This is a genomic window from Gordonia sp. X0973 (genome assembly GCF_013348785.1).
In the GTDB taxonomy this organism is placed as follows: domain Bacteria; phylum Actinomycetota; class Actinomycetes; order Mycobacteriales; family Mycobacteriaceae; genus Gordonia.
The window spans coordinates 224688-237560 of the sequence record NZ_CP054691.1 but is presented as its reverse complement, the minus strand read 5'-3'; the positions used below and the strand labels follow the sequence as shown (position 1 = coordinate 237560).

General features: G+C 68.9%; 17 protein-coding genes and 1 tRNA gene. 6 read left to right on the top strand and 12 right to left on the bottom strand.

Going from position 1 to position 12873, the window contains the following annotated elements; all coding sequences use genetic code 11:
• Positions 1-19 precede the first annotated feature (19 nt).
• Positions 20-111, bottom strand: a tRNA-Ser gene (locus HUN08_RS01095).
• Between the two features lie 121 nt (positions 112-232).
• Here HUN08_RS01095 and hisC point away from each other — a divergent pair.
• Positions 233-1300: a histidinol-phosphate transaminase gene (hisC, locus tag HUN08_RS01090; RefSeq protein WP_124245950.1), complete on the top strand. Its 1068-nt coding sequence runs from the start codon at positions 233-235 to the stop codon at positions 1298-1300.
• A 101-nt stretch (positions 1301-1401) separates the two neighbouring features.
• Here the strand turns inward: hisC and HUN08_RS01085 are convergent, their stop codons facing one another.
• Positions 1402-2325: an alpha/beta hydrolase family protein gene (locus HUN08_RS01085; protein ID WP_301547023.1), complete on the bottom strand. Its 924-nt coding sequence runs from the start codon at positions 2323-2325 to the stop codon at positions 1402-1404.
• A 285-nt stretch (positions 2326-2610) separates the two neighbouring features.
• On the opposite strand from HUN08_RS01085, the gene HUN08_RS01080 reads away from it, so the two are divergent.
• Complete coding sequence (locus HUN08_RS01080) at positions 2611-3072, top strand: thioesterase family protein (protein ID WP_301546830.1); 462 nt, start codon at positions 2611-2613, stop codon at positions 3070-3072.
• Here the strand turns inward: HUN08_RS01080 and HUN08_RS01075 are convergent.
• The 3 genes from HUN08_RS01075 to HUN08_RS01065 form a co-directional block, all read right to left on the bottom strand.
• Entirely contained in the window at positions 3033-4229 is a 1197-nt protein-coding gene (locus tag HUN08_RS01075; protein WP_301547022.1) for a hypothetical protein, read from the bottom strand. The genes HUN08_RS01080 and HUN08_RS01075 overlap by 40 nt on opposite strands.
• A 78-nt stretch (positions 4230-4307) precedes the next feature.
• A complete protein-coding gene (locus HUN08_RS01070; RefSeq protein WP_124246245.1) occupies positions 4308-5414 on the bottom strand; it encodes an acyltransferase in 1107 nt (368 codons plus the stop codon).
• A 77-nt stretch (positions 5415-5491) separates the two neighbouring features.
• Positions 5492-6307: a helix-turn-helix domain-containing protein gene (locus tag HUN08_RS01065; RefSeq protein WP_124245954.1), complete on the bottom strand. Its 816-nt coding sequence runs from the start codon at positions 6305-6307 to the stop codon at positions 5492-5494.
• An 85-nt stretch (positions 6308-6392) separates the two neighbouring features.
• Here HUN08_RS01065 and HUN08_RS01060 point away from each other — a divergent pair, with 85 nt between their 5' ends.
• Positions 6393-7172 (top strand): alpha/beta fold hydrolase, encoded by a 780-nt coding sequence (locus HUN08_RS01060; RefSeq protein WP_124245955.1) that lies wholly within the window; start codon positions 6393-6395, stop codon positions 7170-7172.
• A 308-nt stretch (positions 7173-7480) separates the two neighbouring features.
• Positions 7481-8419, top strand: coding sequence for an alpha/beta hydrolase family protein (locus tag HUN08_RS01055; protein ID WP_301546829.1), 939 nt, complete (start codon positions 7481-7483; stop codon positions 8417-8419).
• Here the strand turns inward: HUN08_RS01055 and HUN08_RS01050 are convergent.
• Genes HUN08_RS01050 through rpmB form a run of 5 tightly spaced genes read right to left on the bottom strand, consistent with a single transcriptional unit; the run spans position 8416 to position 9948 of the window.
• Positions 8416-8946 (bottom strand): hypothetical protein, encoded by a 531-nt coding sequence (locus tag HUN08_RS01050; protein WP_174900851.1) that lies wholly within the window; start codon positions 8944-8946, stop codon positions 8416-8418. The two genes, HUN08_RS01055 and HUN08_RS01050, sit on opposite strands and share 4 nt — an antisense overlap.
• Positions 8947-8963: 17 nt before the next feature.
• Entirely contained in the window at positions 8964-9221 is a 258-nt protein-coding gene (gene rpsR / locus HUN08_RS01045; protein WP_124245957.1) for a 30S ribosomal protein S18, read from the bottom strand.
• An 18-nt stretch (positions 9222-9239) separates the two neighbouring features.
• The gene (gene rpsN / locus HUN08_RS01040) at positions 9240-9545 is read right to left on the bottom strand and encodes a 30S ribosomal protein S14 (protein WP_124245958.1); all 306 of its coding nucleotides are present in this window, start codon (positions 9543-9545) and stop codon (positions 9240-9242) included.
• The gene (gene rpmG, locus HUN08_RS01035) at positions 9545-9712 is read right to left on the bottom strand and encodes a 50S ribosomal protein L33 (RefSeq protein ID WP_124245959.1); all 168 of its coding nucleotides are present in this window, start codon (positions 9710-9712) and stop codon (positions 9545-9547) included. The genes rpsN and rpmG overlap by 1 nt, the downstream gene beginning before the upstream one ends.
• Positions 9712-9948, bottom strand: coding sequence for a 50S ribosomal protein L28 (gene rpmB, locus HUN08_RS01030; protein WP_124245960.1), 237 nt, complete (start codon positions 9946-9948; stop codon positions 9712-9714). Before rpmB ends, rpmG begins: the two co-directional genes overlap by 1 nt.
• Before the next feature lie 72 nt (positions 9949-10020).
• On the opposite strand from rpmB, the gene HUN08_RS01025 reads away from it, so the two are divergent.
• Together HUN08_RS01025 and HUN08_RS01020 are read left to right on the top strand one after the other, a co-directional pair.
• Complete coding sequence (locus HUN08_RS01025) at positions 10021-11391, top strand: GTP-binding protein (protein ID WP_124246246.1); 1371 nt, start codon at positions 10021-10023, stop codon at positions 11389-11391.
• The gene (locus tag HUN08_RS01020) at positions 11388-11648 is read left to right on the top strand and encodes a type B 50S ribosomal protein L31 (protein WP_124245961.1); all 261 of its coding nucleotides are present in this window, start codon (positions 11388-11390) and stop codon (positions 11646-11648) included. The genes HUN08_RS01025 and HUN08_RS01020 overlap by 4 nt, the downstream gene beginning before the upstream one ends.
• Here the strand turns inward: HUN08_RS01020 and HUN08_RS01015 are convergent.
• Positions 11632-12417 carry an AraC family transcriptional regulator gene (locus HUN08_RS01015; protein WP_124245962.1) on the bottom strand — a complete coding sequence of 262 codons (786 nt, stop codon included), beginning with the start codon at positions 12415-12417 and terminating at the stop codon, positions 11632-11634. The two genes, HUN08_RS01020 and HUN08_RS01015, sit on opposite strands and share 17 nt — an antisense overlap.
• The gene (locus HUN08_RS01010) at positions 12390-12773 is read right to left on the bottom strand and encodes a VOC family protein (protein WP_124245963.1); all 384 of its coding nucleotides are present in this window, start codon (positions 12771-12773) and stop codon (positions 12390-12392) included. Before HUN08_RS01010 ends, HUN08_RS01015 begins: the two co-directional genes overlap by 28 nt.
• Positions 12774-12873 lie beyond the last annotated feature (100 nt).

Below are 12873 nucleotides of genomic sequence, written 5' to 3'. Positions count from 1 at the left end.
ACCGCACACGAGGTGCGGGTGGCGGAGGCGAGAGGATTTGAACCTCCGGTCCGGTGTTGGCCGGACAACTCATTAGCAGTGAGTCCCATTCGGCCGCTCTGGCACGCCTCCTGGTGCGGAGTCCTTTCGAACTGCCGAATACGTAGGCTACACACCCCGCCCGACCCGGTGCAAACCACATGGTCGAGAACGCGCGACCGCGCGGCGCCCGACACCCCGATACCCTTGCTACGTGACTGTGCGACTGCGCCCCGACCTCGATGACCTGCCCGTCTACGTCCCGGGAAAGACCTTTCCTGGTGCGATCAAGCTGGCCAGCAACGAGGTCACCTTCGGGCCGCTGCCGAGTGTCGCGGCCGCGATCGCCGAAGCGGCCTCGACCGTCAACCGCTACCCGGACAACGGCCAGGTCGAGCTGACCGGCGCGCTCGCGAAGAAGCTCGGCGTGAGCCCGGAGGAAGTCCAGGTGGGCTGCGGCTCGGTGACCCTGTGCCAGAACCTCGTCACGATCACCTGCCGCCCGGGCGACGAGGTGCTGTTCGGCTGGCGCTCCTTCGAGACCTACCCCCTGGCCACCAGACTCGTCGGCGCGACGCCGGTGCAGATCCCGCTCGACGACGGGTTGGCCTACGACCTGTCGGCGATGGCCCGCGCCCTCACCGACCGGACCCGCCTCGTCTTCGTGTGCAACCCGAACAACCCGACCGGAACCGTCGTCCGACGAGAGGAGCTGGTCGCCTTCCTGCGCGAGGTGCCCGCCGATGTCGTCGTCGCCCTCGACGAGGCATATTTCGAGTACATGCGTTTGGACGCCGAGCACGACTACGACGCCCTCGAGCTACGCAAGGAATTCCCCAATCTCGTTGTCCTGCGGACGTTCTCGAAGGCGTATGGACTCGCAGGGCTGCGCGTCGGATACGCCGTCGCCGACCCGGCGATCATCACCGCCCTCGGCAAGGCGCATCTGCCGTTCTCGATCAATTCGGTGGCACAGGCCGCTGCCGTCGCGTGTCTGAAGGCCGACGACGAGTTGCTGGCCCGCACCGACACCGTCGTCGCCGAACGCGCACGCGTCACCGAGGCGCTGCGCGCACTGGGCTTCCGGGTGCCCGCCTCCCAAGCCAACTTCGTGTGGCTCGACCTCGGCGCGGACGCGCTGCGGTTTGCCCAGGGCAGCGCCGACGCCGGGGTGATCATCCGCCCCTTCGACGGCGACGGTGTGCGCGTGACGGTCACCGAGCCGGCGGAGGACGACGTGTTCCTCGCCTACGCGGCCGACTGGGCCCACTCGACGGCGTAGGGCCCCTCGGGGTGCCCACTCGGCGGGGTTGGGGTGCCCACTCGACGCGATCGGGGTGCCCACTCGGCGGGGTTGGGGTGCCCACTCGGCGGGATCGGGGGTCAGAGACCGCGCGAGATGGCATCCCACGCCGACGGGAGATCCCGGCGCCAATACGGCCAGCTGTGGGTGCCGATGAGGCGGAAGTTCTCCGTGGCCGCGATCCCCGCGTTGCGCAGTTGCACCGCGAACTCCAGCGAGCAGCGGTAGGCGCCCAGCTCGAGTGCCGAACCGGAGGCGTTCACCGCTTCCTTGGGCAAGTCGTCGTCGGAGCGCGGCGCCAGGTCGAGGGGGCCGATGGCCCCGGAGCCGGCCGACAGGTACAGGTGCTTGCCGCGCAGTTCCTCGAGATGCATCGCCGGGTCGTGGGCGACCCACTTCTTGGATCCGGGCGGACCCCACATGTTGTCGGCGTTGCCGCCCGACTTGGCGACGGTGGTGCGCACATATCCCTGGTTGAGCGGACCGGAGACCGGCGGGCAGCCGGACATCGACGCGGCGCCCGTATACAGGTTCCGGTGACGGAACAGCAGGGTGAAAGCGGCCTGGCCGCCCATCGACAATCCGACCAGGGCGTTGCGCCCGGTGCCGTTGAACCGCTCGTCGATCAGCGGAGGCAATTCACTGGTCAGGAAGGTCTCCCACTGGGGCTTGCCCAGCTTGGCGTCGCGCTTGGTCCAATTCGTGTAGAAAGTCCCCGCTCCACCCATCGGCAGGACGACGTTGACGTTCTTGCCGGCGAAGAACTCGCCGGCCTTGCCCTTGGTGATCCAGTCGCTGACACCCGTGGTCGCGCCCGCACCGTCGAGCATGTACACCGTGGAGCGCGGCCCGGTCCCGGCGTTCGCCGGGGTCAGGACCGACACGCGGACCGCATGGCCCATCGCCGGCGAGTCGACGACGAGGTCGGTGCGCAACGCGCTCAGCTTCACGGTCTTGGAGATCTTCGCGCTGCGGAGCGCGGTCACGGTCGCGGGCAGCGTCATACACAGGGTCGCGCTCACGGCCGCGACCACTAGTGAGATGCCGACGCGACGCAACCGCATGTTCTCCCCATTTTGTTGAATGCTGAAACTTCCCAGGTGCTCAACCCTACGGACGGCGACCAGACGCGCCTAGTCCGCAAGGGAAATTCTCAGCAAATGACTGGCTACGGTTGTGTTAAGATGTGTCGCCGTTCACACGATTGGCCGCGAAACCTGTCAGGACGGCGGATCGGCCCCGTGGGAGATGGTCGTTCGACGCGACCACCCGGGTCCTACGATGAGCCGGTGAGCGACGACACCCCCGGCCTCGGCAAGCACGAGTTCGCCTTTGTGGCCCAGATCCCCGTCCGCTGGTCGGATATGGATGCCTTCGGGCATATCAATCACGCGCGGATGGTGACGCTGATGGAGGAGGCCCGCGTCGCGTGGCTCCTCTCGGCCGGCCCCGAATACCAGCCGCTGATCAAGAGCGCGATGATCGTGCACGTCGACATCCGCTACCAGGACCAGCTGCGGCACGAGGACTCGCCGCTGCAGATCGGCATGTGGATCAAGTCGTTCCGGTCGGTCGACTTCACCATCGGCTACGAGATCCGGCGCGCAGGCGCCCCCGTCGAAAGCAAGGCCGCCTGCGTCGCGACGACGCAGATGGCCGTCGTGGACATCGAGGCGCACCGGTTGCGCCGCCTGCGCGACGAGGAGAAGGCCTACCTCGCGTCGTGGTCGCGGGGCGCAGGCGGCTCGTAGCGGGAGGGCAGCTGCTGCGGCGGGACCACTCCCGGTGAGATCCGTGCGATGTTCCCGGCGAGCACGTCGCGGTAGATCCGCAGCTGCTCCTCGCCGGCCTTCACCTGCTCGGACAAACGCTTGGAATTGTCCGCCGAAATCTCGCGACTGCCCGACCGCGCCACCAGGTCGACGATCCGGTCATCGATCGTCGTCGCCCGGTTGTACTCGCCGAGCAGGCGGAGTTCGACCCCCGCCGAGTCCATGACGTTGGCGACCCCGGCCAGCGCCTGGACACGTTCGATGAGCTGCGTCCACACCGGGCGCAGCTCCTGTTCCTTGGCACTGATGTGGTCGACGAAGGCCCGGTCGAATCCGCCGTTGCGCAACGCGCGGTCGAGGTCGACGCGCACCGCGCGCAGCGCGATGACGTCAGCGGCGATCTCGGCCAGCTCGGCGTGCAGGTTGACCTGGCTGCGCTGCACCACGAAGTGGTCCGACGCCCACGCCGGGCTGCGCTGGATGCGGTCGTAGTACGAGCCTGCGACGTAGAGGAGGGTCTCGTAGCCGTCGATGAAGGACATGTGCTGCGGGACCGGGGTGGGTGCGGGCACCGGTCGTTCGATGAAGGCGTCGCGCGCCCACTGCTCGACCTGCGGCCCCATCGCGCGCATCGCCAGCCCGCCGACGGCACCGGCCAACTTGCCGAACGCGGCGCCGCCCGCCCGTCGGACGTAGCCGCCCGTGTTCACGTCGGGGGTCGGCGTATGAAGCAGCCCGTCGAAAAGTCGCTCGCGCGCTTCGATCTCCAGGTACACGCCCTCGCGACGTTCGCGACGGACCGCGCGCGTGCCGCCGGGGTACACGCCCTTGCCGAGCACGATCTGCTTGCGCGCGTCCTCGCGGCGGCGCTGCAAGCCGTTGAGGCGGTTGCGCAGCGCCGACTGGACCATCGTCGGCAGCACGGGGTTGGCCAGCTGGGCCTCGATCTGTGCGATGCCGCGCTGCAGCCGCCGCAGATCGCCGAACCCACCGGGCAGCGACGGGAGGGCAGCCAACGGCAGCCCCGTCGACTGGCGGCGGACCACCACGTCGCGCGCCGCCTGATCGAGGAATCCGGCGGCGATCAGATTGGCCGCGTACTCCGAGAGTTCCCGGTGCGGGCCGGGCACCTGCATGCTCTCGCACCACCGACGGATGTCGGCGACGGAGGCGGCGGGCGGGACTGCGTGGTTCACCTGCTCGATACTACCGATTCATGCCGCCGCATTGCGCCGCCAAATCGGCCGGGTCACGCGGTGCAGCAGCCAGGCCAGCGGCGTCGCTATCACCGTCGTCACCAGGAACGCGAGCCACATCGAGCCGGTGAAGACCCGGTAGCCCAGCAGGCCCATCACGATTTCCAGGACGACGACGTGGACGCAGAAGAACTCGTAGGAGATCTCACCGAACCACACCGCCACGCGGCCCGACCACAGCCGTGCCCACCAGTCCGGTGCCGCATGGTCGTCACCGACGCCGATCAGCGGGACGATGAACCCCAGGGACACAACGAGATACAGGACGTGTTTGACGACGGTCTGCCCCGCCGTCTCCGGCGCCATCGTCGCACCGCCCGCCCCGGATCCGCCCGCGACGAGGAAGGCGACGACCCCGGCACCCACCCACCACCGGGTGCGCACGCGGGTCATCAGCGGTTCACACACCGCCAGCACCATGCCGGCCACGAACCACCAGAGGAAGGTCGGCGGCCACAGTCGCATCGTCGGGTCGACGTCGCCGCCGACGACGGCGAAAATCCAGATCGGTGAGACCAAGGCCACGGCCCCCAACAGGCACAACAGCAGGTCGGGGCGCCACCGTCGTCGGCTGATCGCGCTGCCGACGAGCGCGACGACCGGAAGCACGAGGTAGAAGGCGACCTCGGCGACCATGCTCCACATCTGGGTCAGGCCGGTGTGCTGATGACCCATCCCGAACAGCTGCGTGAAGGTCATGTTCCGCGCGAATCCGTCCCAACCGTGGCCGATGTCGTTCGGGTCCTTGCGGAACAGATAGAGGAGGTAGACGCCGACGACGGTGAGCCAATACGCGGGCAGGATCCGGCGGGCGCGATGCGCGAAATAGGTGCGCACCGATACGGGCCTCGTGTCGGGCCCGGCGCGCAGCACCCGCACCCAGCCGCGATAGAGCAGATAGCCGGACAGGACGAAAAAGATGGTGACGCCCACCTCGAAGCGGGCATTGAGACGCCCGACGTAGGTGTCGGCGTAGTGACCGGTCCAGAACGCGGCGTGCGTCAGGCACACCGACAGTGCCGCCAAGGTGCGGATACCGGTGAGCGCGGGGACGCGGGCGGCCATGCGTCGATCCTGCCAGCGTCGGCCGCCCCCGACCGCGGCACCCACCGGCTCCCGCCCGACGTCGGCGCCCGTGCGGGTCAGCTCCGCATCGACGCGACCCACGCCTCCGTCGCGGCGTCGGCCGGGTAGAACAGCTCGATCGTCATCTCGTCGAGCGTGATGTCGCGAGGTGAGCCGAAGGTGGTCAGCGTGGTGAAGAAGGACAACTCCTGATCGCCGAGGCGAAGCTCCAGCGGCACGAGCAACTCCGGCTCGCGCGGGCCGGTGCCCGGACCTGTCCGGCGGTCGAGGCCTACGACGGTGGGGTATCGACTCACCTCCGCCTCGAGTTCGGCCAACCGTCGATCCCCGGTCACGCGGACCAGTCGCCGCAGCAGGTCGAGCAGGTAGCGGCCCCACACGTCGAAGTTGCGGGTCAGCCCGGCGAAACCGTCCGGGTGCAGTGACGCGCGAAAGAGGTTGACCGGTTCGGCGGCCAGGTCGGCGGGCAAAAGGCCGAACAGCAGACGAGCGGTGCCGTTGGCCAGCACGACGTTCCAGGTGCGATCCAGCGCGACACCCGCGTTGGGCTCGTGCGCGGCGAGAACCCGCTGCACCGCGGCCCGCACCCGCGCCATCGTCTCCGTCCGGAGGGGTTCTTCGGTGTAGCGCGGCGCGTGCCCGGCCGCGAGGAGCAGCGCGTTCCGGTCGCGCAGCGGGACGTCGAGCCGGGCCGCTAGTGCCTCGATCACCTGCGGGCTGGGCCGCGACTTACCGGTCTCGATGAAGCTGAGGTGCCGCGGCGAAATCCCCGCGTCGTAGGCGAGGTCGAGTTGACTCAGCGAGCGTCGGGCCCGCCAGGCGCGCAGCATCTCCCCGATCGGATACGACGAGGTCGCGGCGGGGGCAGCCATGGCGCCATCGTAGGCCCGTCGACGGACCGGATCGATGACCTCCGAGGTAGTGGACTTCAATACCTCCGCGGCGGATGGTCACCCCATGCGGACCGAAGAGCTCCCCCACGTATTGATCTCCCCCGCGATGGGCGTACCCGCCAAGTTCTACCGCCCGTTGGTCGCCGCCTTCGGCGAGCACGGCTGGACGTCGACGGTGGTCGCCCGCCGCGGGATCGAGCCGGGCGACGTCGCGCCGTCGCGCGCGCACGACTGGTCCTACGCCGACGAGGCCGGCGACCTCGCCGACGCCATCCTCGATCTTCGCCGCGAGGATCCCGACCGTCCGGTCCTGGTCGTCGGGCACAGCCTCGGCGCCCAACTGTGCGCGCTCCTCGATGTGCTTCCGGGTGCGGGCGATGCCCGTCCGGACGGTTACGCGACCGTCGCCGGATCGGTGCCGTGGTACCGGTACTACCCCGGCGAGCGGGTCCGGATGCTCCTGCTGGCGTCGAGTGTTCCCGTCGTCACCGCGGCGCGGGGACATTGGCCTGCCGGGGCATTCGGCGGCCCGACGCCGCGCACGATGATGCGGCAGTGGGCGCGAATGGTGCGCACCGGCGGACTGCCGGTGACCGGCGGTCTCGAGCAGGACCGAGTAGGTGGCGCACGGCCGGTTATCGCGGTGCGCCTGGAGGGCGATGCCCTGGTCACACCGGCTGCCGCCGAGCGCTTGGAGCGCTGTTTCCCGTCGGAATCGTTGACCGGGTGGACCTATCGGAAGTCGCAGTGCCCGCCGGAGGGCTCAACCGACCACGTGCGGTGGGCGCGAACCCCCGGACCGGTCGTGGAGCGCATCGTCGAGTGGTGGTCGGCGGCGGCCTGACCCGACTCGACGCGCGTGGCCCGTTCGTCACATCCGCGTCTCGGTTTGGTGTCCGGTCTAGGAGATTCGCGGCATCGCACCACATACTTCTCGTGTTACTGAAGTGACGCGTGTGGCTGGGGATGCGACGCGTCGAAGGAAGGCCGGAACTCTTGGTTCACCCCTTTGCGCGGTACAGCGTCGCGGTGGCGACGACGCTGACCGTCGGCCTCAGTTTCGGTAGCGCCGTCGCCGACGGAGCTCCGCCACCCCCGCGACCGCACGGCCCCAACGCCGGACCGCCGCCACCCGCAAGCAGGGTGGTCTCGGTGACTCCGTTCCAGGGCCGCGAACGGTTGCGAGTGTTCTCCGCGGCGATGGGACGCGAGGTCGTCGTCGACCTGCAGCGTCCGCAAGACCCCGTCCGACCCGCCAAGCCGGGCGACAGACCCGGATCCAAAGCGCGCCCGGGCAAGCGCCCGACGATCTACCTGCTCGACGGCGCCGAGGCGCATGACGAGCAGTCCGGCTGGTACACCGAGACGCAATTGGCCGACCTGGCGTCGAAGACCGACGTGAACGTCGTGACCCCCGTCGGCGATCCACACAGCTACTACACCGACTGGCGCAACCGCGAACCCGGCATGGGGAACAAGAAGTTCATGTGGGAGACCTTTCTGACCCGCGAACTGCCGCCGATCCTCTCCCGCCGGTTCGGGTCCAACAACGTCGCCGGGGTCGCCGGCGCCTCGATGGGCGGGCTCGCCGCGCTGATGCTGGCGACCCGCAACCCGCAGCTGTACCGGGCCGTCGGCGGCTACAGCGACTGCGCCAACGTGTCGAGCCCGGAGAACCAGTTCCTGACGCAGTGGGATATCAGCCGCGGCGGCGGGAACTCGACGAACATGTGGGGCAAGTTCACCGACCCGGAGTGGCAGGCCCACGACCCCTTCCTCAACGCGGCGAAGTTGGCCGGCAAGACCGTCTACCTGTCCGCGGGCAGCGGCATGCCCGGGCGATACAACCAGGTGGCCGCCGATCCGCTGGACACCACCGCCAAGGGCGCCTTCCTCGAGTTCGGCAGCGCCGTGTGCACCGGCCGGATGACCGCCCAGCTGCGCAAGCTGGGGATCCCGTTCTCCGGTGCGGTCCAGGCGTCGGGCACCCACCGCTGGGAGTATTGGCGCGACGAGCTGCTGAAATCGTGGCCGATCCTCATGAAGGGCATCGGCGCCCGGATCGAGAGTCCAACCTCGCTCGGGAGCTAGTTCCCACCATCGTCCGAATCGGAGGGGTCAGAGGGGTATTTGCCCTCGGACCCCCGATTTTCGGCCGATTGTGGGAGTTCTCGCGTCGGAGCCAGCGCGCGGCTCCACACCTCGCGGATCGCGACGCCGAGCAAGGCCAGCGCGAACAGGATCACCGGGCGCAACTGCGCCGAGTCGATACCGCCCCGGGCGACGAGGAAGACCAACGCGCCGCCGACGACCGGCGCCGCGACGGTGAGCAGCCCGGTGACCAGGCGCCGACCGAGAACTGCTTCCGCGATCGCCGCGAGCAAAACGACGACGGCGGCCACCAGCGTGACGGTCGCGAGGATGTTGGCCTCGGTGAAGCGATCGTCGAATACGCCGTCCGTGAGCGGCAGGTACGCCGTCCAGCCGTGGTCCTCGGTCGACAGATAGTCCGCGTAGCGCCGCGGGCCGAAGCCGACCGGTTGGACGAACCGGGTGAATACCGCACCGAGGACGAATACCCACCAGCCGACGTGGCCGATCACTCTCGCTATCCGCATGGGCGCGAGAGTACCGACTACCGGCCGGAGGAATACGGCAGCAAGGCCATCTCGCGCGCGTTGCGAATGGCGGTGGCGACCTGCCGCTGCTGTTGCGGCGTCAAGCCGGTGACGCGGCGACTGCGGATCTTGCCGCGGTCGGTGAGGAATTGGCGCAGCAGCGCCGTGTCCTTGTAGTCGATCACCGGCTCGACACCGGTCTGCCTGCGCAGGACATCGATGCGGTTGACGACCTTCTTGACGGACGGCTCCCGTCGGGGTGCGGACCTAGCCATGGGAATAGCGCCTTTCGCTTACCAGCTGGATTTGTGGATGCCGGGGAGTTCGCCCCGATGCGCGAGTTCACGGAACCGCACGCGCGACACACCGGCCTTGCCGATGAAGCCGCGCGGACGCCCGTCGATGGCGTCGCGGTTGCGCACTCGGGTCGGACTGGCGTCGCGCGGCAGCGACTGCAGCTTGCTGCGCGCCACCGAGCGCTCGGCGTCGGAGGCGGACGCATCGGCGATGATCGCCTTGAGCCCGGCCCGGACCTCGGCGTACTTGGCGACGGTCGCTTTGCGACGCTCGTTCTTGATGATCTTGGACTTCTTGGCCATCAGCGCTCCTCCTTGAAGTCGACGTGGCGCCGGGCGACCGGGTCGTATTTGCGCAGCACGAGCCGGTCCGGGTCGTTGCGCCGGTTCTTGCGCGTGACGTAGGTGTACCCGGTCCCCGCGGTGGACTTGAGCTTCACGACGGGCCGGATGTCGGTGCGGCTGGCCATCAGACCTTCTCCCCTCGGGCACGGATCTGTGCGACGACGGCTTCGATGCCGTGGCGGTCGATGGTCTTGATCCCCTTGGCCGAAACCCGCAGCGTCACGTAGCGCCCCTCGCTGGGCAGGAAATACCGCCGACGCTGGATGTTCGGATTCCACCGTCGCGACGTCCGCTTGTGCGAGTGCGACACCTGTTTGCCGAATCCCGGCTCGCGCCCGGTGACCTGACACCGCGCTGACATAAGTACCTCCGCATGATTATTGACAACGATTCGCATTAAGACTCGGGCCACGCTACCGTGGGTCCCGTGCAAATGGAAATCGTTCCCAACAATGCTGATGAGCGCACGCCCGTCGTCCTCGTCGCCGGACTCGACCCCGACGCCGTCGCGCGCACCGCCGGCAGCCTCGTCACCTCGGGCACGACGCTGGTCCACCACGACCTCTCCGCCCTCGAAGCCGGGATGGTCCGACGCACACTGCGCACCGTCGACGCCGACGGCAACGAGCGCATCCACCAGACCACCGTCTGCCTCGAGCACGGCTGCGTCTCCTGCACGCTGCGCAACGACCTCCTGCCGCTGCTGCGCCACCTGCACCGCCGCACCGCCGTGCGCCGGATCGTGCTGCAGCTGGATTGCTCGCTCGAACCCGAGGCACTCGCTTTCGCGATCCAGAACGCGGTCGTCTCGGACATGCCCGGCTTCACCGACGCACCCGCCGGCGTCGACGTCCGGATCGACGCCACGATCGCGTGCATCGACGAGACGACCTGGCTCGACTCGGCAACCGGCGACGCGACGATGGCCGAGCTCGGGTTGAGCGCCACCGTCGACGGCGGGGACGAACGCACGCTCGCCCAGGTCGCGGTCGGGCAGGTCGCCTTCGCCGACGCCTTGGTGATCGTCGGATGCGAATCGACCGGGCACGACGCATGGCAGTCGGCCCGCCTGAGCGCGGTGCTCAAACGCCTCACCCCCAAGGCGCCGACGATGATGGAGCTGCCCCACCGGGCACACGGCGGGGAGGCGCCGTTGCGGCCGATGACGCCGACGCTGGCCGCGCAGCTGCTCGCGGCCGTTCCGCCCGGTTCCCGCCGGGGTCGGATCGACGAGTCGCACGACCCACTGTTGCGCTACGAGCCGCCGCTGGAATCCGACTGCGGCGTGGAACTGTTCACCTTCGAGGCCGACCGCCCGTTCCACCCGGCACGGCTGCACGAGGCAATCGACCATCTCCTCGAGGGCGTCGTCTTCGCCCGCGGGCGGATGTGGCTGGCCACGCAGCCCGACCGCGCACTATGGATGGAATCGGCCGGCGGCGGACTGCGGGTGGCCGAGGGACCCACCTGGCTGGCCGCGATGACCGATGCCGAGCTGACGACCGTCGACCCGGAACGCCGCGCCCTCGCGGCCCTTCTCTGGGACGAGGCGCACGGCGATCGGCACACGTCGCTGGCCGTCCTGGCCCATCGCCCCGAGCAGCCCGACGAAATCCGGCGGGCCCTCGACGACGCCTGCCTGACCGACGCCGAGATGGCTATGGGACAGCGCAGCTGGATGCACTTCGACGACCCGTTCGGCTTGGCGCACACCGACCCCTGCGACGACCTGCCGCAGACCCACGACGACGGCCTCGCACACCAGGACGGTGGCGAGCAGAGCTTCCGAGAGGACAACCGATGAAGCCCGGAATCCACCCCGACTACCACCACGTCGTGTTCCGCGACGCCAGCACCGGGGAGCAGTTTCTGACCCGCTCGACGATCACCTCGGAGCAGACCGTCGAGTGGTCCGACGGAAACTCCTACCCGCTGGTCGTCGTCGAGGTCAGCAGTGCGTCGCATCCGTTCTGGACCGGCGAGCAGCGTCTGATGGACACCGCCGGGCGCGTCGAGAAGTTCAACCGCAAGTACGGAAAGCGCGCTACCGGGCCCCGCTGAACTCGGCGGCCCGGACGGCGAGGAACTGCTTCGGCGGATACCCGGTGATGGCGGCGAACTCGCGGGTGAGATGGGCCTGGTCGGAGTATCCGCAGGCGAAAGCCGCGTCGACGATGGTCGCCCCCGCCTCCAGCTGCTGACGGGCGTGCTCATAGCGCGCGATCCGCGCCGCCTGTTTCGGGCCGATGCCGTACTCGTTGGTGAACACCCCGGTCAGGTAGCGCGCCGACCAACCGGACAACTCGACCAACCGTGAGACCGTGATGCGCCCGCGCGTCCGCTGGATCAGCCGCCAGGCGCGCTCCGCGTCGGGATCGCCGGAACCGCCGTTCGACGGCCCCACCGCGTCGGCGATGATCCCCGCGGCCAGCCCGGCGCGCTCGTCATGCGGCACGGCTCCGGTCTCGTCGTACAGCCGTCGGGCCAAGCCGGGAGCCACGTCGTCGAGGTCGATGTTGGTGCGCCACAACTGCGCCGCGGGCAGGCCGAAGACCGTGCGCACCGCCGACGGCGCCAGGCTGACGGCCACCCCGATCTGCGTGCCCTCGTGGTGGATCGTGACCGGCTCCGCATGCATGCCGCCGAGGCAGGTGCGGAACACCCGGGTGCCGGCGCGTCCTGGTTCACTCAGGCGCAGACCGTCGTCGAGGTCGACGATGAGCGTGACCGTCGACGACGGCAGGCCGATGTGCTCACCGGGTTCCGCGCCGACGATCCGATAGGGATGGATCGCGACGCCGCTCAGCCGGCGTACGTCCCGAAGCTCCATACGTTGCCCTCCGCGTCGGCGATGGAGAACCCTCGGGATCCATAGTCCTCCTCGCGCATCTCGCGCACCAGCGTCGCGCCGAGCTCCTGGGCGCGCGCGTACACAGCGTCCGGATCGGTGACGACGACGTAGACGCTGCCGACGCCGGTCACCGGCGCCCCGAAGTGCCCGGACGACGAGATCATGACGCGCCCGCCGTCGGGCCAGAGCATTTCCGAGTGCCGCACCTCGCCATCACCGTCACCCTCGACGAGGATCCCCTCCTCGAAGCCCAGCGCGACGAGCCAGCGGCGGGCGGCAATCGGATCGGTGTAGTTCAGACCGGGCCAGATGTTGGAGTCTTTTCTCTCGTTCATGTGTCGAGTCTGACCCGATCTTTGCGGGTGTTCTTGAAGAAATCGGCAGAGTCGCCACACCTTGGTTGCATAACCCCCTAGGGGGATGTACCGTCTCTCG